We start from the raw sequence: 24,232 nt of genomic DNA, 5'->3' as shown, positions 1-24,232 counted from the left end.
ATCGTATGGGAAAACGCATGAAACGCATTCATATCGTTGCTGGGATTATTGTTAATTCTGAAGGCTCACAGATTTATATAACGAAACGTCCTGATGATAAACATCAAGGTGGTTTATGGGAGTTTCCTGGAGGAAAGGTTGAAGTCGGTGAAAGTATCGAGCAAGCCTTGGGTCGTGAATTGCATGAAGAGATTGGTATCACGGTTACCGAGCAGGCCTTGTTTGAACACCTTGAGTTTGATTACCCTGATAAAGCCTTAATGTTCGATTTTATGCTGGTGACCCATTTTGAGGGACAGCCTTTTGGTAAAGAAGGCCAACAAGGTAAATGGGTAGCGATCAGTGAATTAGCTCGCCATTCCTTCCCAGAGGCTAATGTGGTGATTGTTGAGCGAGTAATGAAAGAGTTACTCTAAGTGCTAGCCAGCATCGAGGATAGTTGTTAGTTTAAGGGCAATGGATAAATCGTCTATCGCGAACCATGGAATGAGAAATGGAGAAAGAAGCAATGATAAGAATTGCGATTGCAGGTGCAGCTGGTCGTATGGGACGCAATCTCGTCAAGGCAAGTTATTATAACCCCAATACTATCGTCGGTGCAGGTTCTGAGCGTCCAGAATCTTCACTAGTCGGTGTTGATATTGGAGAGTTGTGTGGAGAAGGACGCTTTGATGTTGCTTTAGTTGATAACTTAGAGCAAGCCGTGAATGATTTCGATGTAATTATTGATTTTACTGCTCCCTCTAGTACGTTAGCCAATATTGAACTGTGCGAAAAACACCATAAAAAATTAGTCATTGGTACAACTGGATTTGATGAGTCTCAGTTAGCGCAAATTAAGCTTGCCGCGCAACAGGTCTCAATTGTCATGGCTCCGAACTACAGCGTTGGGGTTAACTTGGTGTTTAAGTTATTGGAAAAAGCCGCGCAAGTGATGGGGGATTATTGCGATATCGAGATCATTGAAGCTCATCATCGCTATAAAGTGGATGCTCCCTCTGGAACGGCGATTGGTATGGGAGAAGCGATTGCTCACGCGATGGGAAATAATCTCAGTGATGTTGCGGTTTATGCACGTGAAGGGATCACTGGCGAGAGGGCTCGTCATGAAATCGGTTTTGCCACAATTCGTGCCGGAGATATTGTCGGTGAACATACAGCAATGTTTGCCGATATCGGTGAGCGAGTAGAAATCACTCATAAAGCGACCGATCGCATGACCTTTGCTAATGGGGCCGTCAAAGCGGCTATCTGGTTAGCCGATAAGCCCGCTGGACTTTATTCGATGACCGATGTGCTCAATTTGAATGAGCTTTAATTACATAATTATGCGCTAACTTAGGTTGGCGCATTTTTTTTACCCAAGTTAAACTCCCGTGTTTCCTTTTTTCTAAAAGCCTTTTTATCGATTTTTAGTGTATTAAAATGAAGGTCTTGATGGGCTTTTGTTTTGTAAGCTCTATTTTTGTTTGTTTTGTCCTTTGTTTATCGTTTGCTTTTGTTTTTGGTTTTTTAGTGATTTTTTATACGGCGTGTTTTCCAGGGTTTTTATTTATTTCATCATTATTAGCAGTAAAGTGGAGAGAAAAGTGTTGTTTTGATGGCTTTGGTGTTAGTTTTGTTGGCAAGCTGATAAATAAAAATTTAATTTATCAACGATTGTTGACAGAGATTAGTGTGAACTTTAGAATACCGCCAATTTGTCTAATATAGCCTCAAGCAACGTATCGCTGCGAACAGGAAGGCAGATTTGCGATTTAATTTATATTTAATGCATTTTTATTCTGGAGGTTGTCTTGAGTAAACCAGCACTGTTGGTCCTAGAAGATGGGACAGTGTTCCACGGAGTGTCCATTGGGGCAGAGGGTTTTTCCGTTGGTGAAGTTGTTTTTAATACTTCGATGACGGGGTACCAAGAAATTCTCACTGATCCTTCCTATTCTCAACAAATTGTTACTCTCACTTATCCCCACATTGGTAATACCGGAACCAACTCTGAAGACGAAGAATCCTCTTCTATTCATGCACAAGGCCTTGTGATTCGCGATCTTCCTCTTATCGCTTCTAACTTCCGTAATCAACTTTCTCTCTCTGACTATCTTAAATCACAAAATATTCTCGGTATTGCGGATATTGATACGCGTAAACTGACACGTATTCTACGTGAAAAAGGTGCGCAAAATGGCTGTATTATGGCTGGTGAGCATTGTGATGAAGCGTTCGCGTTAGCGAAAGCGAAAGATTTCCCTGGCTTAAAAGGAATGGATCTTGCGAAAGAGGTTACAACACAAGAAGCGTATGCATGGCAACAAGGTTCGTGGACGTTGGAAGGTGGACTTCCTGAAGCAAAAGACCACAGCGAACTGCCTTATCACGTCGTTGCTTACGATTTCGGAGCCAAGCGTAACATCCTGCGTATGCTGGTTGACCGAGGATGCCGCTTAACCGTTGTTCCGGCTCAAACTTCAGCCGAAGAGGTATTGGCACTGAAGCCTGATGGTGTTTTCTTATCCAATGGCCCTGGTGACCCAGCTCCGTGTACTTATGCAATTGAAGCCACTAAAGTGTTCTTAGAGAAGGGATTACCGGTATTTGGGATCTGTTTAGGACACCAAATTCTAGCCTTGGCTTCTGGTGCGCAGACAGTAAAAATGAAATTTGGCCACCATGGTGCCAACCATCCAGTTAAAGACTTACAGCGTGACGTAGTGATGATTACAGCGCAAAATCATGGCTTTGCTGTCGATGAAGCAAGCTTACCAGATACGCTGCGCGCAACACACAAATCACTGTTTGATGGTTCTTTACAAGGCATTCATCGTATTGATAAACCTGCGTTTAGCTTCCAAGGTCACCCAGAAGCAAGCCCTGGTCCCCACGATGCCGCACCTCTTTTCGATCATTTCATTGAATTAATTAAACAGCACACAGCCTAATTCGGAGTAGTAGACGATGCCAAAACGTACTGACATTAACAGTATTCTAATTTTAGGTGCAGGCCCGATTGTGATTGGTCAGGCTTGTGAGTTTGACTACTCTGGTGCCCAAGCCTGTAAAGCTTTGCGTGAAGAAGGCTATCGAGTGATTCTCGTCAACTCGAACCCGGCGACGATCATGACTGATCCAGAGATGGCCGATGCGACTTACATTGAGCCTATTCACTGGGAAGTGGTACGTAAAATCATTGAAAAAGAGCGCCCAGACGCGGTATTACCGACCATGGGTGGTCAAACTGCATTGAATTGTGCGCTGGAGCTAGAAAAACACGGCGTATTAGCTGAATTCGGCGTAGAAATGATTGGCGCAACCGCTGATGCGATTGATAAAGCCGAAGACCGCTCTCGTTTTGATAAAGCAATGAAATCAATCGGCTTAGCTTGTCCTCGCGCTGATACGGCAAAAACGATGGAAGAAGCTTACCGCGTTCAAGAAATGGTGGGTTTCCCTTGTATTATTCGCCCTTCATTTACTATGGGTGGAACCGGCGGCGGTATCGCTTACAACAAAGAAGAGTTTGAAGAAATTTGTCGCCGTGGCCTCGACTTATCGCCAACCAACGAGCTGTTGATTGATGAATCACTGATCGGTTGGAAAGAGTACGAAATGGAAGTGGTGCGTGATAAAAACGATAACTGCATCATCGTTTGTGCGATTGAAAACTTTGACCCAATGGGCATTCACACGGGTGACTCGATCACAGTAGCACCAGCGCAAACGCTAACTGACAAAGAATATCAGATCATGCGTAACGCATCGCTAGCCGTACTGCGTGAAATCGGTGTTGAAACCGGTGGTTCAAACGTACAGTTTGGTATCAACCCGAAAGATGGTCGCATGGTGATCATCGAGATGAACCCACGTGTTTCTCGCTCTTCAGCTCTGGCATCGAAAGCGACGGGTTTCCCAATTGCTAAAGTAGCGGCTAAATTGGCGGTTGGCTTTACGCTTGATGAGCTGATGAACGACATTACTGGTGGTGCAACCCCAGCGTCGTTTGAACCAACTATTGATTATGTTGTGACGAAAATTCCTCGCTTTAACTTCGAAAAATTTGCCGGTGCTAACGATCGCTTAACCACGCAAATGAAGTCGGTGGGCGAAGTGATGGCGATTGGTCGTAACCAACAAGAATCGCTGCAAAAAGCATTGCGTGGCTTAGAAGTTGGTGTGAATGGCTTAGATGAAATGGTCGATCTTGATGCGCCTGACGCATTGACCAAAATTCGCCATGAACTGAAAGAAGCGGGCGCTGAGCGTATTTGGTATATCGCCGATGCATTTCGTGCCGGTTTATCGGTCGATGGAGTGTTTAACTTGACCAATATCGACCGCTGGTTCTTGGTGCAAATTGAAGAACTGGTCAAGATGGAACAAGACGTCAAAGCGGGCGGTTTTGCTGGGCTAAACGCCGATGTACTGCGTAAAATGAAACGCAAAGGTTTTGCAGATGCGCGTCTCTCGACTTTATTAGGCGTGGCTGAAAGTGAAATTCGTCGCTTGCGCGATCAATACAACATTCATCCGGTCTACAAACGAGTTGACACCTGTGCCGCGGAATTCTCATCCGATACTGCGTACATGTACTCAACCTATGATGAAGAGTGTGAAGCGCAGCCGACCGACAGAGAAAAAATCATGGTGCTCGGTGGTGGTCCAAACCGTATCGGTCAAGGTATCGAATTTGATTACTGCTGTGTTCATGCTTCACTTGCACTGCGTGAAGATGGTTATGAAACCATCATGGTTAACTGTAACCCTGAAACTGTATCTACTGACTACGATACCTCAGATCGCCTCTACTTTGAGCCAGTAACACTGGAAGATGTGTTAGCCATTGTTCGCGTCGAAAAACCGAAAGGGGTTATTGTCCAATATGGCGGCCAAACGCCATTAAAACTGGCGCGCGCCTTGGAAGCGGCCGGAGTGCCGATTATCGGTACTAGCCCAGATGCGATTGACCGCGCGGAAGATCGTGAACGCTTCCAGCAAGCGGTAGAGCGTTTAGGATTGCTGCAACCAGAAAATGCCACGGTCACCACCATGGAACAAGCGATTGAAAAATCAAGAGAGATTGGCTTCCCGTTGGTAGTGCGTCCTTCTTATGTGCTTGGTGGTCGGGCGATGGAAATCGTCTATGATGAGCAAGATTTGCGTCGTTACTTTAACGAAGCGGTCAGCGTATCGAATGAGTCACCGGTTCTGCTCGATCGCTTTTTAGACGATGCGGTTGAAGTCGATATCGATGCGATTTGTGATGGCGAGCGAGTCGTGATTGGTGGCATCATGGAGCACATTGAACAGGCGGGTGTTCACTCCGGTGATTCTGCTTGTTCACTGCCGGCTTACACCCTAAGCCAAGAAATCCAAGATGTGATGCGTGAACAAGTTGAGAAGTTAGCCTTTGAATTGGGCGTGCGCGGTTTGATGAACACCCAATTTGCGGTGAAAGATAATCAAGTTTACCTGATTGAAGTTAACCCTCGCGCTGCACGAACGGTTCCGTTTGTATCGAAAGCTACTGGCGCACCGCTGGCAAAAATTGCCGCACGTGTTATGGCTGGTCAGTCACTTGAGTCGCAAGGCTTTACCAAAGAGATCATTCCTCCTTATTATTCGGTCAAAGAAGTCGTGTTGCCCTTTAATAAGTTTCCTGGTGTTGACCCATTGCTTGGCCCTGAAATGCGCTCCACTGGCGAAGTGATGGGTGTTGGAGCAACGTTTGCTGAAGCTTACGCTAAGGCAGAACTCGGCTGTGGTAATGTGTATCCTGATGGTGGTCGTGCGTTATTGTCGGTACGTGAAGAAGATAAAGAGCGCGTGGTCGATTTAGCTTCTAAGTTGATCAAACTTGGCTATCAGCTAGATGCAACTCATGGTACGGCGGTGATTCTCGGTGAAGCTGGGATTAACCCTCGCCTAGTTAATAAGGTGCATGAAGGGCGTCCGCATATCTTGGATCGAATCAAAAACAATGAGTACACCTATATCGTCAATACGGCGGCAGGTCGTCAAGCGATTGAAGATTCAAAAGTATTGCGCCGTGGTGCTCTAGCCGAAAAAGTTAACTACACCACGACGTTAAATGCGGCATTTGCAACCTGTATGTCACATACCGCTGACGCGAAAGCATCGGTCATCTCTGTGCAAGAGTTACACGAGCAAGTCAAAGCCAGCTTAGCCTAATAACAATTAAGGTAAGTCGTTAAGGCTTATCAGACAACCTCATTGCCCGCTGAATTAAGCGGGCTTTTTTATCAGCTACAATACCCAGAGATCTCCCAAGCTTATATCGATGAATAAATGGAATAGGTTGTTGTCTTGTGTTTCGCTGTTTTGATGTTTTGAGCAGTGATAGTGTTGAGCTTTGTCATTCAAGATGTTGATTAGAAATGGAACTTTCACTGGAAGTATTGGGCCTGCTGTTTGTAGTGGCGGGCGTTGCGGGATTTATTGATGCCATAGCCGGTGGTGGTGGTTTGCTAACGTTACCAGCCTTGCTGGCGGCTGGGGTTCCTCCGACTCAAGCCTTGGCGACCAATAAACTGCAAAGCTCCTTTGGAAGCTTTTCGGCCACTTTCTATTTTGTCCGCCAAGGCTTAGTGAGTCTAAAAGCGATGCGCCTGGCGATTGCGTGTACTTTTTTCGGTGCGGCGCTTGGCGCAGAAGCGGTGCAATATATTGATGCCTCTTTGTTGACCAGTTTAATACCCGTGTTATTGATTGCCATCTCGCTCTATTTCCTACTTGCCCCAGCAACAAAAAATCATACCGGTTCCGCTCCCTTATCGGAAACGGCTTTTGCTTTCACGGTCGGGTTTGGGGTTGGGTTTTATGATGGCTTTTTTGGCCCCGGTACCGGTTCGATCTTTACCGTCTGTTTTGTCGCTTTAGGCCATTTTGGATTGGTGGAAGCCACCGCGCGCACTAAAGTACTCAATTTCACTTCCAACATTGCCGCGTTGACCTTCTTCTTAATCGCTGGTTTACCGATTTGGCAGATAGGGTTAACCATGGCGGTCGGCGGGTTTATCGGTGCCCGTATGGGGGCAAAAGTGGTGATCAGCCAAGGTCAGCGTTGGATTCGCCCGCTGGTGATCACTATGTCTATGCTGATGGCGCTAAAACTGCTTTGGGAACAGCATTATGCAGCGCTGTTATCAATGTTTGGACTCTAATGCTGCGATAGCGGCTGGCGCGCAGACAAATATGAATTGGCCGAGTCAGATCGGCAAGTTCAGCGAAATCAAAGCAGTGCTGGGGCTCAATTTTTAGGGTGCTGACAATCGAACGTGGTACTAGGGCTGGTAACATACCGCCGAGTGCGAGCTGCGCCGCGGCGGTGTAAGAGTCCATCTCCATCGCGGGTCGAATGCCTTGTTTGTGCAGCATGGCCGCTTGGTAGGTATTGGCGGGATTGGCTAAATCATTAGTGATCAGCTCGCTTGGCAGTGAGAACAGAGGTGCTTGGCTAATCACGGTAAATGGCTCATCGCCTAAATGAAAAGTCAGCAAACCGTGATTGGCGGGCAGATACCCCGCACAAAAGCCCAAGGTGGCTTTGCCAGACTGAACATTTTCGACAATTCGCGGTGTGTGGTTGGTGGTGATCACCCAATGTGGGTCGTGTTTTCGATGTTGCCCCATAGTCTGGCCAAGATAACCCGCGACTAAAGTCTCTGAGCAATCCATGCGCAGCAGCGTATTGTCTTCCAATGTTTTCTGCTCGAAAATTAAACCATGCAACTCATTAAACGTAGGGCCAATGCTGGCAATTAATTGCTCGGCATCTGCAGTCAATTTGATGTGTCGGCCCGCGGGAACAATCAGTTTTTTGCCGAGTTTTTTTTCTAAGTTAGCAATGCGCTTACTGACTGCCGATTGGCTGATATAGAGTTGGCTACCGGTACGGCTCATGGTTTTTTCTTTGCTGAGCACCAGTAAGGTTTCAATGCCTTCGAGTAACATAGGTTGATGACAAATGGGAATAGATGTCGCTAATGGTAACCTTGAACCATCGTGGTGTCGTCTACTAAAGTCACAAAGCTTGCGTATGGAGCATCACCAGCCATGATGACTGGTGATGGAGGGATTATTTAGTCAATGCAAAAGTCGGCAGTGATAAGTGCCAACGAATGGCGCATAAGCGGATGACGAGAGTTGAAATCACCCCGCATAGGAAAGCGCTCGAACTGTTATAATCTAAAGCGAGTGCGGTGGTATGTACCATGCCGCCGACAATACACGCGGTGGCATAGACTTCGCTTCTTAATACCATCGGGATCTCACGAGCAAGCACATCACGGATGATGCCACCACCGCAGCCGGTGATTACCCCCATAATGATGGCGATTAACGCTGATTCTTGGAAGATCAGTGCTTTTTCAACCCCAATAGCGACAAATACAGCCAGGCCAACCGCATCACAGACCGGTAATATCCACCAAGCGACTCGTTTAGGGCGACGGACAATCAACATGGTTAATAAGCAGGTCGCAAAGATCACCCATAAATAAGTGGTATCGGTGATCCAAAAAACCGGCGTCGCACCTAGCGCCATATCGCGAATGGTTCCACCACCAATGGCAGTGACACTGGCTAGAACCACCGCACCGAAAGGATCCATCTTTAATCGCCCTGCTAGTAGTGCGCCTGAAATCGCAAACACCGCAGTGCCAAACATATCAATCAAGTAGAGCAGTGAAGTATCCAAAGTTGAGTCGCTCGCTTAACATTCCCTGTTAATTTGGGATGAGTGAATGGGAGCACATTGTATGCAACTTTTGCTGTTTTAGTTAATACTTTTCTATTTGGGCAAAATAATTGCAAACTTGCTCAATCGCGAGCAGTGATCTTGGGGTTTGGCGGTTGAGCCAATCAGCATTAAGGCTAGTAATCTGTCCTTTTTTTACCGCAGGGACTTGGTTTTTCCAGCGCTGCCACATAGTGCCTTGAGCCATCGCTTGTTCTGAAGTAAAGATGACTTCTGGTTTGGCGAGTAGCACCTGTTCAATACTGACTTGAGGATAGGGGGACGGGCTATGTTGGAAAATATTCACCCCCCCACAAAAAGCGAAAATCTCACTTGGCCAACTGCCTTGCGCTAAGGTGATGATGGGCTTTTCACTTAATTGGTAAAAATACCGAACTCCATCGAGATGAGCGTATTTCTGTTCAAGTTGAGTGAGCTGCTGACGAAACTGATTGGCCGTTTGCATACCTTTTGTTGGATCGCTGGCGTATTGACTGAGTTTCTCTATATCATCTGCAATATCAGTCAGTGTTTTAGGATGAGAATAAAACAAAGGAATGCCTAAACGAGCCAATTTTTCCACTTCACGCATGGCATTGCCTTCAGGCCAAACGATCACCAAGTCAGGTTGTAAGGTCAGAATCCGTTCAATATTGATCCCTTGATAATTGGCGACTCGAGGTAGAGTTTTGGCGGATTCAGGATAATCACTATAGTCACTGACCGCGATCAGCTTATCCCCTAGTCCGGCCGCGAAAACCAGCTCGGTGGCATGGGGAGCTAAGCTAATGATCCTTTCCGCAGCAGAAAGAGTGCAAAAAGGCCAAGAGAGCAGAAGTAAGAGAAAGAATCGGTGTGGCATGTTTATACGCCTTGATAAACGAGCAGTAACATAACGCTTTGTAAAATAAGCCAAAGCCATAATCTACGGGTAAGTAGTTGGCGTAACTGAGCTAAATGAAGGCTTGCTGGCACTATGCGCCCGCCAATTTTGGCGCGCACCGCTTTTTGCTGACCATAGATCGCTGGCCCGCCCAATGCTAAGTGTAATTTATTACCGACTGCACACAGTAGCCATCCCGGCCCCGGTAACGGCCAAGAGCGACTTTGGTTGAGCGTTTGCGTCAAATTATATTTAATATTATCGCCCATCAGGATCAGTAAACTAAATAAACGCAGAGGAATAAGATCGAGTAACGCGACAGCGCGAATGATCGGTAAACCAAACGGCTGAAATTGAGTACGAGAAGGAGACCAACAACGGGCCAATTCAACCATTAAACGATAAATAAACGCGCCGATCCCCCCGAGTAATCCATACCAAAATAGAACCCCAACCAGGTTACGGCCAATACCCATAGTGATGGTTTCGACACTGGCTTTACCTAAACCGACCGGGGAAAGCGTCGCCGTTTCACGATTAACAAACGGCACCAATAAACGGCGAGCTAACGGTTTATCCTGTTGTGCCAGTGCTTGACTCATCTGCTGGCTAAGTTTATCTGCACTGCGCCAATCGAGAGCTAACAGCAATAGCGCTAATTCAAACAGTTGTGGATGCCAAACCAAAGGCTGCAAAGCAACGCACAGCATAATGGTAGGGATAATCATCAGCAGCCAAGCCAGCGTGCCGGAAATTAAGCTTTGTTGGTAATTGCTCGGTTTATTAACTTTGTCAGCCAATATTTCGGCAAATTTATGCCATAAGGTAATCGGATGGGCAGCGTGAGGTATCGGCAATAGCCAATGAAATAACAAAGCGCCCCACATTACGAGTAGGGCACCATTGGTATAAAAGGGTTTGAATAATTCATCCATGAACAACAGGCTACTTTAGTAGTTCAACCATTTTTAGCACCATCGCTGAAGAGCTTTGCGCGGCTAGCGGCAAAAACTCATCAAAAGAGAGCGGTGAAGCTTTATCAGCGACATCAGAGATGGCGCGTACCACGACAAAAGGTACACCAAATTGATGGCAGGTTTGGGCAATCGCCGCCGCTTCCATTTCGACCGCTACTGCGGTTGGGAAATGTTGACGGATAAAGTTTTGTTTTTCTTCGCTGCAGACAAAGGCATCACCAGTGCAAATCAGGCCACGAACCGCATGTTTGTTGTCCATGGTTTGCAGTGCTTGTTCAGCGATTGACATGAGTTTCTCATCCGCCTGAAATGCAGCGGGCTGACCAGCCATTTGCCCGATTTCGTAACCAAAAGCGGTTACATCGGCGTCATGATGACGGACTTCAGTAGAGATCACTACATCGCCCATGGTTAAACTAGGATCAAAACCACCGGCTGAACCCGTGTTGATGACCACATCTGGTTGATATTGATTGAGCAATAATGCGGTGCCAACCGCGGCAGATACTTTACCGATCCCAGATTGAAGCAAGATAACCTCAACACCATGCAGCTTACCGCTGTAATAGGTGCAGCCACCTTGACTGACTTCTTGGCGTTGTTCGAGAGCGTCTTTTAAGATGGCGACTTCTTGTTGCATCGCGCCGATGATGCCAATTTTCATGTCATGTCTCTTTTCATTGGATAAAAATCACTGCAGTTTATCATGCTCGGCTAGGTTTGATCGAGATGAAGCAGAAAGGTAAACCGCTGAATAGACTATTGTAGCAAACCAGCAGCCGTCATTTTATCACGTAGTGTTTCAACTCGACGGCGATTAACGCCAAAATCGCTATAGCCAACTCGAGACTCTGAACGAACTTTTAACTGATCATGCTGCAGTTTAAGTTCCAAGTCATCGACAAAGCGTAATACACGTGTAGTGCATTCCACTCGTAAGTAATTCTCTTCTTTTTCAACGACTTCAGCGCCGGGTAAGGTTAATGCAATACGTTCAATTTGGCTAAGGGTCACTCCTGGGCGCAGGATAAACGGTGCCACAGAAAATTTTTCTCTCGACTCTTCCGTCGAGACACAGTTGGGTTTATTCCCACAAAGGTCGGTTGTTCGGTCGGTCATATTCGATGCAACGCCTCGGCTACAAGCAATGATAAGGAGTGATAACCCAATAATAATGAATGGCTTCACGACATTTTCCTATAGCGAATAAAATTTGAGCATAGCTGATATTTGTCGCTGAGGATAACCAATTATACGATTGATTGACGATCTTTGGTTTATTAAGGTCATGATTTTTCTAGTTTGACGACTAAGGCCGTTAAGGTTGAGTAATGAGACGATGTTTTTAGCAATAAAAAAGGCTAACACAAGGTGTTAGCCGTTTAAGATATCCCTTTCCTACCTGTAACGCCAAGTTGTTTGGGTATAGATAAAGCGCTTACGCCGATAACATTAAAGAATCATTGATCGATTCAAGATGCGTGTTGCCCATCAAGTAAGCATCAATCGCTCTGGCTGATTCACGACCTTCATTGATGCAGCGTACAACCAGTGATTGGCCAGTGCGCATGTCGCCAGCAGCAAAGACCCCTTTTTGATTGGTGGCAAAATTATCCGTTGCCACGTTACCGCGATCATCAAGTTTTATCGCTAATTGTGCGAGTACACCATGTGGTTCTGGATGTAAAAAGCCCATCGCGAGAAACGCCATATCACAAGCTATCACTCGCTCAGTGCCAGCCACTTCGCGAAACTCAGGGCGTTGTCCCGGTGCTGCCTCTTGCCAAACAATATCGGCAATTCGTAGCCCAGTCACTTGACCTTGCTCGTTGCCAATAAATTCTTTGGTCAGAATATTCCAATGTCTTTCGCAGCCTTCTTCATGGGAGGTCGATGTGCGTAAAATCATCGGATACTGTGGCCATGGCATATTGGCTGGACGTTTTTCTGGTGGCATCGGCATGATCTCGACTTGCGTAATGCTCGCCGCGCCATGACGATTAGACGTACCGACACAGTCTGAACCGGTATCGCCACCACCAATGACCACCACATGTTTGCCTTTGGCATGAATCTCTTCACCTTTAAGATCCATATTATTAGCGCGGCGATTATTTTGTCCGAGGAACTGCATCGCAAAGTAAACGCCTTGCAAATCACGTCCGGGGATCGGTAAATCACGTGGTACGGTGGAGCCGCCAGTCAGCAAAATCGCATCGAACTCTTGGCGTAGCTGTTGCGCGTTAATATCAACCCCCACATGAGCATTAACCACAAATTCAACCCCAGCTTGAGCCATAAGATCGAGTTTGCGATCAATCACGGCCATGCTGAGTTTAAAGTCAGGAATGCCGAAACGCAGCAAACCGCCAACTTTTTCATCCCGCTCAAACACAGTCACCTGATGTCCAGCGCTATTTAATTGCTCAGCTGCGGCTAATCCCGCCGGCCCAGAGCCGATAATAGCCACTTTTTTACCAGTACGAGAACGAGGGGTTTTGGGCTTGGCATAGCCTTCTTGATAAGCACGTTCAACAATGGTTTTCTCAATATTACAAATGGTGATGGGATCTTGATTAATACCAAGCACGCATGAGGTTTCACAAGGCGCAGGGCATACTCGACCAGTAAACTCAGGGAAGTTATTGGTCGAGCTTAAGATTTGCCATGCTTCTTGCCAACTATCGCGATAAACCGCATCATTAAATTCTGGAATGATGTTACCAATCGGGCAGCCGCTATGACAAAACGGCACCCCACAATCCATACAGCGAGCTGCTTGTTGGTTAATTTTGTGACCAAATTCTTTATTGAGCACAAATTCATGATTGTGTTTAATTCGCTCTGCTGGGTCGATCTTTTTTGGCAGCTCTCGACCAAACTCTAAAAATCCAGTTGCTTTACCCATTATACAGCCTCCGCTTTTTCCATTGCCGCTGCGGCTTCCTTACGTTTTTCAAGCACGGCTTTATAGTCACGAGGCATGACTTTCATCATTGTCGCTAAGCTTTGCTCAAAATTGTTGAGGAATGTTTGTGCCACTTCACTTCCTGTGAATTGAACGTGTTTAGTCAGCATATCTTTTAACAGCGCTTTATCTTCCGCTTCGATAGGATCGAGATCGACCAGCTCAGGATTGAGTTTTTGTGAAAAATCACCGGCTTTATCCCACACGTAAGCGATACCGCCACTCATACCTGCGGCAAAGTTACGTCCGGTTGAACCAAGGATCACCGCAATACCGCCGGTCATGTACTCACAGCCATGATCGCCGACACCTTCTACGACCACTTTTGCACCAGAGTTACGCACGCAGAAGCGTTCGCCCGCTAAGCCTCGAATATAAGACTCACCAGAGGTGGCGCCATAGAAACAGACGTTACCAACCACGATATTATCTTCGGCAATTAAGCTGGCATTGCGGTTAGGATAGAGTACTAACGTACCGCCAGATAAGCCTTTACCCCAGTAGTCGTTGGCATCGCCCTCAACTTCAAAATGCACGCCTTTGGTCAAGAAAGCACCAAAGGATTGCCCAGCACTACCGTTAAATTTAACCGTCATAGGCTGAGGTAACCCTTGATCTTGGTAGACTTTACAAATTTCGTTCGACAGCATGGTGCCAGTACTGCGATCGGTATTGATGATCGGCAGTTCGGCATTCACCGCTAAGCCTTGTTCAAGCGCAGGTTTCGCTAACTGGATTAATTGACGGTCGAGGACATGCTCCAAATTATGGTTTTGTGCGCTTTGGCAATAAATACCATCACCTTCACGGGCTGGCTCAAGATAGAGTAGGGGAGAAAGGTCGAGGTTCTTATACTTCCAGTGGCCCACATCATCACGTAATTTGAGTTTTTGCGCTTGCCCTACCATCTCATCAATGGTGCGAAAACCAAGCTCAGCCATGATTTCCCGTAGGCCTTGTGCCATATATTGGAAGAAGGTCACCACATCTTCCACGCGGCCATCAAAGCGTTCACGTAAGGTTTTGTTTTGAGTTGCGATACCGACTGGGCAGGTGTTTTTATGACACTTACGCATCATGATACAACCTTCCACGACTAAGGCGGCGGTAGCAACGCCCCATTCTTCGGCCCCCAGTAAGGTGGCGATAGCGATATCGCGTGGGGTTTTCATCTGCCCATCCGCTTGTACCACGATGCGGTTACGTAAACCGTTTTTAAGTAGTGTCTGATGAGTTTCAGCCAGACCAAGTTCCCAAGGTAGGCCGGTATGGCGAATCGATGAAATAGGTGACGCGCCGGTGCCGCCGTCATGGCCTGCAATCAGCACTACATCCGCTTTCGCTTTAGCAACACCAGAAGCGATAGTGCCCACGCCGGCTTCAGAGACCAGTTTAACGTTGACTCGCCCTTTACGGTTGGCGTTTTTCAAGTCAAAAATCAGCTGCGCCAAATCTTCAATGGAGTAGATGTCGTGATGCGGTGGCGGCGAAATTAAGCCGACCCCTGGCGTTGAGTGACGAGTTGCGCCAATCCAATCATCGACTTTATCTCCTGGTAGCTGACCGCCTTCACCTGGCTTGGCTCCTTGTGCCATTTTGATCTGAATTTCGTCGCAGTTGGTCAAATAGTAAGAGGTAACCCCAAAGCGTCCAGAGGCGACTTGCTTGATGGCTGAGCGTTCCCAATCGCCATTCTCTTTACGAACGAAACGCGCGGGATCTTCACCCCCTTCACCAGAATTGGAACGTGCGCCCAGGCGGTTCATGGCGACTGCTAATGTTGAGTGCGCCTCATGAGAAATCGATCCGAACGACATTGCGCCAGTGGCAAAGCGTTTCACAATACTCGACACAGGCTCGACGTCTTCAATCGCAACTGAACCCGCTGGATTTTTAATAAAATCTAGCTGACTACGCAGGGTCACCGCTTTATCTCCTTGGCTATCGACAGCAGCAGCATACTGCTTGAACTGTTGATAATCTTTATTACGGGTAGAGTGTTGCAGTAAATGGATGGTTTCTGGGTTAAACAGGTGTTTTTCACCACGCTGTTTCCACTGATAGACACCGCCGACATCGAGCATTTGTAACGGGATTTCACGAATCGGATAGCCAATACGGTGACGAACCACCACTTCTTTGGCGATATCGTCTAACGTTAGGCCCTGAATACGAGTAACAGTACCAGTGAAGTATTTGTCTACCACGGATTTACTGATCCCTAATGCTTCAAAGATCTGTGCCCCATGGTAGGACTGTAAAGTCGAAATGCCCATTTTTGAGAAAATTTTCAATAGGCCAGCATTGATCCCTTTACGATAGTTTTCGAAGTATTTATTCACCTCAACGTCAGTATCCAGCTTATTGCGACGCTGCAAATCGACAATGGTTTCGACCACTAAATACGGGTTCACCGCATTGGCACCATAGCCGACTAAGGTAGCAAAATGGTGAGTTTCGCGCGCATCCCCAGTTTCAACCACAATACCGCACTTAGAGCGTAGTCCTTTACGGATCAGATGATGATGGACAGCGCCGACAGCCAGCATCGCTGGAATCGCGGCATGGTTAGAATTTACCGCGCGGTCAGTAAGAAGAATGATGGAATAGCCATCGATCACCGCATCTTCAGCGTATTGGCAGATGCGTTTGAGTGCTCGCTCAAGTTTGCCTGGCTCTTCACTGGCTTGAAAAACAATATCCAGTGTTTTGGCTTGCAGGTGCTCATTATCAATCGCGCGCAGTTTTTCTAATTCGGCATTAGAAATCACCGGTGATTCTAGCTCGACTTTACGACAATGAACCGGAGATTCAGCGAGTAGGTTTTGATCACGACCAATATAGGTATTGAGCGACATGACCATCCGTTCGCGGATCGGATCGATCGGCGGGTTGGTTACCTGCGCAAACAACTGTTTAAAGTAGTTTGATAGATGCTGAGACTGATGCGATAGCACCGCCACTGGCCAGTCGGCTCCCATTGAGCCAAGAGGCTCATAGCCGGTTTCCGCTAAGGTAAAGATAATATCGTTGACTTCTTCACTGCTGACCCCAAACGCTTGCTGACGATGGAGCAGGCGCTCAGGTGAAGGCTGACTGTGAACGTTATCGGCCTCAGGCAGCTTTTTTAGGCTCAGTAAGTTATCTTCTACCCATTTTTCATAAGGCTGCGCGTTAGCGATGCCATCTTTGACTTCTTCATCAGAGATGATTCGCCCTTGTTCAAGGTCGGCGACAAAAATGCGTCCGGGTTGTAAGCGACCACGGTATTCGACATTAGCGGGATCGATTTCTACCACACCAGATTCAGAGGCCATGATCAAAAAATCGTCTTTAGTGACGGTATAACGAGAGGGACGCAAGCCGTTTCTATCTAAGGTTGCGCCTACTTGTACGCCATCGGTAAAGCACACTGAGGCTGGGCCATCCCATGGTTCCATGATATTGGCATGATATTGATAAAAGGCACGACGCTTGGGATCCATGGTTTTATTTTCTTGCCACGCTTCGGGGATCATCATCATCAATGCGTGCGGCAAAGTGCGGCCCGATAGCACCAATAACTCTAACACCATATCAAAGTTAGCAGAGTCTGACGCGCCTTCCTGACAAACCGGCAGCAGCATATCAATTTCTGCTTGGGTAAAGAGATTGGATTGTAAAATAGCTTCGCGGGCTTTCATCCAGTTCAAGTTACCGCGTACGGTATTGATTTCGCCGTTATGGGCAATGTAACGAAACGGCTGCGCTAAACGCCATCTTGGGAAGGTATTGGTGGAAAAACGTGAATGCACCAGAGCCAAGGCGGTAACCATGGTTGGGTTTTGTAGATCGAGAAAATATTGCGGAACTTGCTCAGTGGTTAACTGACCTTTATAAACCAGCGTTTTATAGGAGAGCGAGTTGATATAAAAATCATCGCCAATATTAGAAACGCTTTCGAGACAAACGCGAACGGTATAGTTACGCAGAACGTAGAGTTTGCGCTCCAATTCTTGCGGCGTACTTCCTGGACCGGCTGAGATGAAAACATGTTCAAAATAAGGCTCAGTACTGAGTGGATCGGCACCGAGCATGCTGTTGTCGGTTGGCAGTTTGCGATAACCGAGGACATCAAGATCAAGGCGCTTAGCATTACGCTCTAAAATATCACGGCATTGAGCGCGTTTGTGCTCATCCCTTGGAAACAAGACGACACCGACGCCGTATTGGTCAAATGACGGTAGTTTAATCCCCAGTTTTACCGCTTCCTCTAAGAGGAATTCGTGAGGTTTCTGCAGTAAAATACCCGCTCCGTCACCGCTACAGGGGTCACAACCTTGTCCGCCACGATGTTCCATGCGCGCTAGCATATCTAGGGCTTGAGTCACGACATGGTGTGATTTACGGTTTTTGAGGTGAGCAACAAAACCGATGCCGCAAGCGTCATGCTCGAGTTCTGGCGTATACAGACCTTGCGAACTTTGTTCTCTATTAACCATAGATACATCCTTCCAGTTCAGTTGGACACAAGCAAGCCAAGGCAAGCCCCAGCACTGCATCTATCCTTATTGTTATCCATTTAAATCGATCTATGCTGACCGACTCGCATCCCTTCCGTCTCTCACAGGAAATATATAGTGTGAGAAAAACAATCCTTAGTGATATTCCTCTGTTTAACCACATTTTATAGTGGTTTATATAGGTAGGAATGGAATATCGCCGACGTTTCCTGAGCTTATTTGTAATAAAACAAACAAAAATCATCATGAAACTGTAACTATCCTACAATTTTGTTAGCCGTAAATGCAATGAAAAACTCGGTCTTTTTTACGCCTTTTTCTCAGTTTCTGCATAATCAGCGCAACATTTTTCAAACAAAGTTAGCTAAATGCAGATTTAATGAATGTTTATTGATTTTGCACCACGCGGTATCTATCTCATACGCTTACTATTTATTCCTTTCGATGTAATTTAATTACATAGATCGAAGTGAGAGTTATTTGTATTCACAGCTTGGGTATTCGTTATGCAACTGCACCAATTAGTAAACACATTAGGGCAAGATCTTCAACGCCGCTATGGTGAGAAAGTCCATAAACTGACGTTGCATGGTGGCTTTAGTTGTCCTAATCGAGATGGCACCATTGGTCGAGGCGGATGCACATTTTGTAATGTTGCCTCTTTTGTTGATGAACATACCCAAAAGCAAAGTATTGCTGATCAGCTAAAAGAAAGAGCGGGTGAAGTTCAGCGTGCCAATAAATACTTAGCTTATTTCCAAGCCTATACCAGCACTTATGCCGAAGTTCAGGTGTTAAAAGCCATGTATCAACAAGCGTTGCAAAGTGCCAATATTGTCGGTTTGTGTGTGGGCACTCGCCCTGATTGCGTCCCGGATGCGGTATTGGAACTGTTGCATGATTATGTGCAGCAAGGGTTTGAAGTTTGGTTAGAGTTGGGTTTGCAGACCGCAAATAATAGTACTTTAAAGCGCATTAATCGCGGTCATGATTTTGATTGTTATCAATCGATCGCTCAAAGAGCAAGAGCGCTTGGTATTAAAATCTGTACTCATTTAATCGTTGGGCTACCTAAAGAAACGGCAAGCGATAATGTGGCGACATTACAGCAAGTCGTTGAAGTGGGAACAGATGGTATCAAGTTGCATGGTTTGCATATTGTTGATGGGAGTACGATGGCCAAAGCGTGGCGGGCAGGGAAGTTAGTTGCGCCAACATTAGAAGAGTACGTCACGATTGCCAGTCACCTCATTCGCTTAACGCCACCTGAAGTGGTTTATCATCGCGTCTCTTCTGCCGCTCGCCGTCCTACGTTGTTGGCTCCTCTCTGGTGTGAGAATCGTTGGCTGGCGATGACTGAGCTTGGCCGGCGATTAGCAAAAGATGGCGCGCAAGGTTCATTAATCGGGCGTCCTTTCCAATACATTAATCCGACCAACAAAAAATAAGCCGCTCACTTTTAAACGCAATTTACTGCGTTACGCTAGGCAAACTCTTAGAATAGTTGCAGATCCTGATTTGAGAAGCTGGTATCTTTATCTTTTAAGTCTTTTTAATCACAGGCTTTTTATCTGAAAGCGCTGTTGGATTAGCGCTGAGCCGCGGTTTTGAAACTCACTTAGCGTCACGGCCATTATCTATGCGGAACCTGCAATGAAACCGATAAAAAACTTAGCTCAATACTACGTCGATCTACTTGTTAAATTGGGTATTTTACGTTTTTCAATTTTACTGGCTTTAGCGTTGGTTGCCTTAGCTGTGGTAGTCCAAGTCGGAATTACGCTGGTTTTGAAAGGTTTTGTCGATGACATTGATATTGTACGTTCGGTATTTTTTGGACTATTGATCACCCCGTGGGCGGTATATTTCTTATCAGTCGTGGTCGATCAGTTGGAAGAGTCTCGACAACGTCTCTCTAAGTTAGTCTCCAAGCTCAAAGATATGCGCTCGCGAGATCAAGAACTTAACCAACAGTTACAGCAGAATATTGTCAAACTCAATCAGGAGATAGAAGAGCGAATTAAAGCCGAAGAAGCCCGTGAAGAGGCGATGGTTGATTTAGAAAACGAAGTGTATCAACGAGAGAAAACGCAGTTGGAATTGGCCGAACGTACCGCGCTATTACGCTCGTTCATCGATGCCTCACCGGACTTAATTTATTACCGTAATGCGAAAGGTGAATTTTCCGGCTGTAACCGAGCAATGGAAGAGCTAACCGGGAAACGGGAAAGTCAATTAGTCGGTCTGACACCTTGGGATGTGTATCGTAAGGAGATTGCTCAATCGATAGTTGAAACCGATCAGCAAGTATTTAAGAATAATCAAGCCATTACCTATGAGCAATGGCTTGAATATCCCGATGGACGTAAACACTTCTTTGAACTGCGTAAAGTGCCTTTTTATAGTAAAGAGGGCCGTCATCTAGGTTTAGTGGGTTTTGGACGAGACATTACTGAACGTAAGCGTCATCAAGAATCGCTAGAAAAAGCCAGCCGTGATAAAACCACCTTTATTTCGACCATCAGTCATGAATTACGCACGCCACTCAATGGTATTGTCGGTTTAAGTCGAATGTTACTTGATACCCAACTAACGGATGAACAGCGTAAGCATATGCAAACCATTCAAGTCAGTGCGATTACGCTGGGTCATATTTTTAACGATATTATTGATATGGATAAATTCGACCGACGTAAGTTAGAGCTGTTACCCGCCCCTTTAAACTTTGTCGAATTTGTCGCTGAGCTAGAGAGCCTTTCTGCTTTAATGGCAGAGCAAAAAGGACTGCGTTTTGATTTGGAGCGCTTAACCGATCTGCCGACTTGGATTGAAGTCGATGCAACACGCTTGCGCCAAGTGCTGTGGAATTTAATGAGTAACGCCATGAAGTTCACCAAAGAAGGTGGCGTAGTGATGAGTGTCAGCGCGGATATTCATCCAGGTTCTGCTGACATCATCATGGAAATAGAAGATACCGGTATTGGTATTCCAGAGACTGAATTAGATAAGATCTTTGCCATGTATTACCAGGTTAAATCTGGCAAAGATAACCTCCATGCTGTAGGAACGGGCATTGGTCTTGCGGTTTCGCGCCAATTAATTAATTTAATGGCTGGTGATATCGAGGTAAGCAGCGAAGAGGGCTTCGGCAGTACCTTTACGGTGACTATCCGAGTGCCCTTAGTGAGTCCTCCTGATAAGCCGCAATTAAGCCTAACTCCACAAAAAAGTTTACGTATCTTTATGGTGGAAGATATTGAGCTTAATGTCACGGTTGCTCGCTCACTGTTAGAGAGCTTAGGCCATGAGGTTACGGTCGCTATGACCGGTGAAGAAGCTAAACAACGATTTACGCCCGATCAGTTTGATTTGGTTTTCTTAGATATCCAACTGCCGGATATGACCGGGTTTGATGTGGCGCAGTTTTATCGAGAGACTTACTCCTCATTACCACCACTCGTTGCGTTGACCGCCAATGTCTTGAAAGATAAGCAGCAGTATCAAACCCAAGGATTAGATGATGCGATAAGTAAGCCGCTTTCGGTGCAAGCGGTGCAAGCGGTGATCAGTAAAGTTATTGCTCAGCAGCCATTTCAGATCGAGGCTACGAATATCCCTGATGTTGATCCTGCAGAGCCTTGCTATCAAGAGTTATGTGGTCGTTTGCTCGATCTCGACATGTTAAATTCTTATCTCGATATTGTCGGGCCTCAACCCATGTTAGAAAGCGTTGAGATGCTTGAAAAAATGATGCCGAGTTATTTAGAGGTCTTGGATTCTAATATGGTGGCGAAAGATCAAGCTGGCATTGTCTCTGAGGCTCATAAAATTAAAGGTGCAGCAGGCTCAATCGGCTTAAAACGAATTCAAAGTGTTGCACAAAAAGCTCAGTCTCCGGATGCGCCAGCATGGTGGGAAAATATTACCGATTGGGTCGATGAAATAAAAAATGAATACCGTAATGATATTCAAGTGTTAAAACAGTGGTTAGAGCAAAGGAGATAACATGAAAAAATATGGCTTAATGATACTCACTTTTTTATTGTCAGCGTGTGCAGCGTCGCCGCAAGTCAATTGGCAGGCAAGTAATGCGGCACTATTTTCTCAGACCGCTATTCAGCTAAAAAGTAATTTATGGACCGATCGGATGCCAAAAATAGCCTTAACTGAGGGGGCCACTGAACTCGATTTCACCGACAATTTAAACGGTACTCTAGTGTTAGAAACTTCAGGTCAATTGCCAGCGGATTTAACCCTGTTTCAATTAGTGTTCAGACAAGGAGATGAGATCTGGTCGCTTGAGGGCTCTGAGTTAGAACTTCGCACACTAAGTGAAAATAATTGGGAAGTGGTATTTAACAGCACGCTATCGGTGGATATTAACCGTCCAGTAAGTGTAGCGTTGGGGATACGAGACAGTTTGGGTGAGACGTGGTTAGTCGAGCATCAAGTCTCGATTGATAAAGTCTATTAACGAATACCTAGGGTCTGTTGACTTTAAAGTCGACTTTAAAACTAGCGGCCTTTCGCTTCGAACATCTCGTCATCTATGCATATGGCGATTGATATATGTCTCGCTTAACGGCTGCTCTAAAAAATTCGCGAGCACCTGTAGACCCAGTGATTTCGGTATGATGACCATAAAAAAGCCTCGATCATCTGTCGAGGCTTTTTTAATCACATACTCGCTTACTCAGTGATATCGCCACAGAAGCGATAGCCTTCACCATGAATGGTCGCGATGATTTCTGGTGTACCAGAGATCGATTCAAAATGCTTACGAATACGACGGATAGTCACATCAACCGTGCGATCATGAGGCTTAAGTTCTCGGCCAGTCATTTTCTTCAATAGATCGGCACGAGTTTGAATTTTCCCCGGATTCTCACAGAAATGAAGTAGAGCACGGAATTCTGAACGCGGCAGCTTGTAACCTTCACCATGTGGGCTGATCAAAGAACGACTATTGATATCCAATACCCAGCCATTAAATTGATACTTTTCAACCGAACGCTTTTCTTCGTGAGCAACGTTGGCATTCATTGAACGGCTCAATAAGTTACGCGCACGAATGGTCAATTCACGAGGGTTAAAAGGTTTGGTGATGTAATCGTCAGCACCAATTTCAAGGCCTAGAATTTTATCGACTTCATTATCACGGCCGGTTAAAAACATTAACGCAACATCAGCTTGTTCACGAAGCTCACGAGCAAGCAGTAAGCCGTTTTTACCCGGTAGGTTAATGTCCATGATGACTAAGTTAATGGGATTATCCGACAGTATTTGGTGCATCTCTTCACCGTTACTGGCTTCAAAAACAGCGTATCCCTCTGCTTCAAAAATACTTTTTAATGTGTTGCGAGTGACTTGCTCGTCTTCAACGATAAGAATCTGCGGGGTTTGCATTTGGCGGTACCTAAACTTGTGAAAAAATTGTACTAATAGAACTTATTCTAGGCAAAAACATAACATACAAGAAACTTTATGTTGATAATAAATCAAAGTATCTTGAAAAATCACCTCAACTGCCGCCGTCCTTGGTGTATTTGCTATAAAGATCCATCACCTTTCACTTCTATTAGCCTTTGAGCGGATTCTATAATGTTAACAGCATGCTAACAACGCCCAAATGTTAATTCCAATCACTTTGTTGATTTATATCAAGAGTTGCAATGTAACAGATATGAATAGTAATAACGAGATGTAAAAAGAGATGATCAATGAAAACCTATGGTACGCTTACACTCAAGTCACGCTGGTGTTCCCAACAAGGAGTATTGAAGGGAATTTTGCGATTATTACCGCATGGAACCCACGAAGTGTTCGCTTGTCAGAAGATGAGAATCGGCGAAATAATCGACGTTTACAGCAAACTTTAATCGGCTATGATTTGACCGATGTTATCGTTGGTAATGATGATTTTAGTTGGTATGAAGAGAGTTTTGCGGTCGTGATGCCTCTCGCTGACGCGGTGGTTTTAGCTGGCCAGTTTGCGCAAAATGGGCTTTATTACGTACAAGATGGACTACTTATTTTGCAATCTTGCCTTGATCATCAACGATTCGATTTAGGGTCATTATCAAGCAAAATCACATCACCTTAAACCGAGTCATGTAACAGATTTACTTATTCCTTGCGATTTGAAACGGTAGC

18 protein-coding genes are annotated in these 24,232 nt (G+C 45.8%); 9 read left to right on the top strand and 9 right to left on the bottom strand.

Annotated elements, in window-relative coordinates:
• The first annotated feature begins 17 nt into the window (after nucleotides 1–17).
• The 5 genes from mutT (at nucleotide 18) to FKN93_RS04060 (ending at nucleotide 7,175) form a co-directional block, all read left to right on the top strand.
• Entirely contained in the window at nucleotides 18–416 is a 399-nt protein-coding gene (gene mutT / locus FKN93_RS04080) for an 8-oxo-dGTP diphosphatase MutT (RefSeq protein WP_004395942.1), read from the top strand.
• Nucleotides 417–508: 92 nt separating this feature from the next.
• Nucleotides 509–1,318 (top strand): 4-hydroxy-tetrahydrodipicolinate reductase, encoded by an 810-nt coding sequence (dapB, locus tag FKN93_RS04075; RefSeq protein ID WP_040904912.1) that lies wholly within the window; start codon nucleotides 509–511, stop codon nucleotides 1,316–1,318.
• A gap of 478 nt (nucleotides 1,319–1,796) precedes the next feature.
• Nucleotides 1,797–2,936 (top strand): glutamine-hydrolyzing carbamoyl-phosphate synthase small subunit, encoded by a 1,140-nt coding sequence (gene carA, locus FKN93_RS04070; protein WP_040904677.1) that lies wholly within the window; start codon nucleotides 1,797–1,799, stop codon nucleotides 2,934–2,936.
• Nucleotides 2,937–2,952: 16 nt separating this feature from the next.
• Nucleotides 2,953–6,183: a carbamoyl-phosphate synthase large subunit gene (carB, locus tag FKN93_RS04065; RefSeq protein WP_170904554.1), complete on the top strand. Its 3,231-nt coding sequence runs from the start codon at nucleotides 2,953–2,955 to the stop codon at nucleotides 6,181–6,183.
• A 206-nt stretch (nucleotides 6,184–6,389) separates the two neighbouring features.
• The gene (locus FKN93_RS04060; protein ID WP_158144251.1) at nucleotides 6,390–7,175 is read left to right on the top strand and encodes a TSUP family transporter; all 786 of its coding nucleotides are present in this window, start codon (nucleotides 6,390–6,392) and stop codon (nucleotides 7,173–7,175) included.
• Here FKN93_RS04060 and FKN93_RS04055 read toward each other — a convergent pair.
• The 8 genes from FKN93_RS04055 to gltB all read right to left on the bottom strand — a co-directional run bounded on the left by FKN93_RS04055 (nucleotide 7,105) and on the right by gltB (nucleotide 18,058).
• Nucleotides 7,105–7,965, bottom strand: a complete 861-nt coding sequence (locus FKN93_RS04055) for a LysR family transcriptional regulator (protein WP_040904675.1) — start codon at nucleotides 7,963–7,965, stop codon at nucleotides 7,105–7,107. The two genes, FKN93_RS04060 and FKN93_RS04055, sit on opposite strands and share 71 nt — an antisense overlap.
• A gap of 124 nt (nucleotides 7,966–8,089) precedes the next feature.
• A complete protein-coding gene (locus FKN93_RS04050; protein ID WP_170904553.1) occupies nucleotides 8,090–8,710 on the bottom strand; it encodes a TRIC cation channel family protein in 621 nt (206 codons plus the stop codon).
• A gap of 82 nt (nucleotides 8,711–8,792) precedes the next feature.
• The gene (gene btuF, locus FKN93_RS04045) at nucleotides 8,793–9,611 is read right to left on the bottom strand and encodes a vitamin B12 ABC transporter substrate-binding protein BtuF (protein ID WP_170904552.1); all 819 of its coding nucleotides are present in this window, start codon (nucleotides 9,609–9,611) and stop codon (nucleotides 8,793–8,795) included.
• 2 nt (nucleotides 9,612–9,613) lie between these two features.
• On the bottom strand, nucleotides 9,614–10,567 hold the full coding sequence (locus FKN93_RS04040; RefSeq protein WP_170904551.1) for a cobalamin biosynthesis family protein: 954 nt from the start codon (nucleotides 10,565–10,567) through the stop codon (nucleotides 9,614–9,616).
• A 10-nt stretch (nucleotides 10,568–10,577) separates the two neighbouring features.
• Nucleotides 10,578–11,273 (bottom strand): 5'-methylthioadenosine/S-adenosylhomocysteine nucleosidase, encoded by a 696-nt coding sequence (gene mtnN / locus FKN93_RS04035; protein ID WP_004395933.1) that lies wholly within the window; start codon nucleotides 11,271–11,273, stop codon nucleotides 10,578–10,580.
• Nucleotides 11,274–11,368: 95 nt separating this feature from the next.
• Nucleotides 11,369–11,728, bottom strand: coding sequence for a DUF1499 domain-containing protein (locus FKN93_RS04030; RefSeq protein ID WP_040904910.1), 360 nt, complete (start codon nucleotides 11,726–11,728; stop codon nucleotides 11,369–11,371).
• A 319-nt stretch (nucleotides 11,729–12,047) separates the two neighbouring features.
• Nucleotides 12,048–13,517, bottom strand: coding sequence for a glutamate synthase subunit beta (locus FKN93_RS04025; RefSeq protein ID WP_170904550.1), 1,470 nt, complete (start codon nucleotides 13,515–13,517; stop codon nucleotides 12,048–12,050).
• On the bottom strand, nucleotides 13,517–18,058 hold the full coding sequence (gltB, locus tag FKN93_RS04020) for a glutamate synthase large subunit (protein WP_158144246.1): 4,542 nt from the start codon (nucleotides 18,056–18,058) through the stop codon (nucleotides 13,517–13,519). Before gltB ends, FKN93_RS04025 begins: the two co-directional genes overlap by 1 nt.
• Before the next feature lie 527 nt (nucleotides 18,059–18,585).
• Here gltB and FKN93_RS04015 point away from each other — a divergent pair.
• The 3 genes from FKN93_RS04015 (at nucleotide 18,586) to FKN93_RS04005 (ending at nucleotide 22,553) form a co-directional block, all read left to right on the top strand.
• On the top strand, nucleotides 18,586–19,527 hold the full coding sequence (locus FKN93_RS04015) for a TIGR01212 family radical SAM protein (protein WP_004395929.1): 942 nt from the start codon (nucleotides 18,586–18,588) through the stop codon (nucleotides 19,525–19,527).
• A 205-nt stretch (nucleotides 19,528–19,732) separates the two neighbouring features.
• A complete protein-coding gene (arcB, locus tag FKN93_RS04010) occupies nucleotides 19,733–22,084 on the top strand; it encodes an aerobic respiration two-component sensor histidine kinase ArcB (protein ID WP_170904549.1) in 2,352 nt (783 codons plus the stop codon).
• 1 nt (nucleotide 22,085) lies between these two features.
• Nucleotides 22,086–22,553, top strand: coding sequence for a hypothetical protein (locus FKN93_RS04005; protein WP_158137862.1), 468 nt, complete (start codon nucleotides 22,086–22,088; stop codon nucleotides 22,551–22,553).
• Nucleotides 22,554–22,768: 215 nt separating this feature from the next.
• On the opposite strand, the gene arcA is transcribed toward FKN93_RS04005, so the two are convergent.
• Entirely contained in the window at nucleotides 22,769–23,485 is a 717-nt protein-coding gene (arcA, locus tag FKN93_RS04000) for a two-component system response regulator ArcA (RefSeq protein ID WP_004395926.1), read from the bottom strand.
• Nucleotides 23,486–23,792: 307 nt separating this feature from the next.
• Between arcA and FKN93_RS03995 the strand changes: the two genes are divergently transcribed.
• Entirely contained in the window at nucleotides 23,793–24,182 is a 390-nt protein-coding gene (locus tag FKN93_RS03995) for a DUF3293 domain-containing protein (RefSeq protein WP_170904548.1), read from the top strand.
• Nucleotides 24,183–24,232 lie beyond the last annotated feature (50 nt).

Source organism: Vibrio sp. A8-1 (assembly GCF_013048685.1).
Classification (GTDB): domain Bacteria; phylum Pseudomonadota; class Gammaproteobacteria; order Enterobacterales; family Vibrionaceae; genus Vibrio; species Vibrio metschnikovii.
The sequence above is the reverse complement of the archived record's forward strand: the minus strand, read 5'-3'. Positions and strand labels throughout refer to the sequence as shown.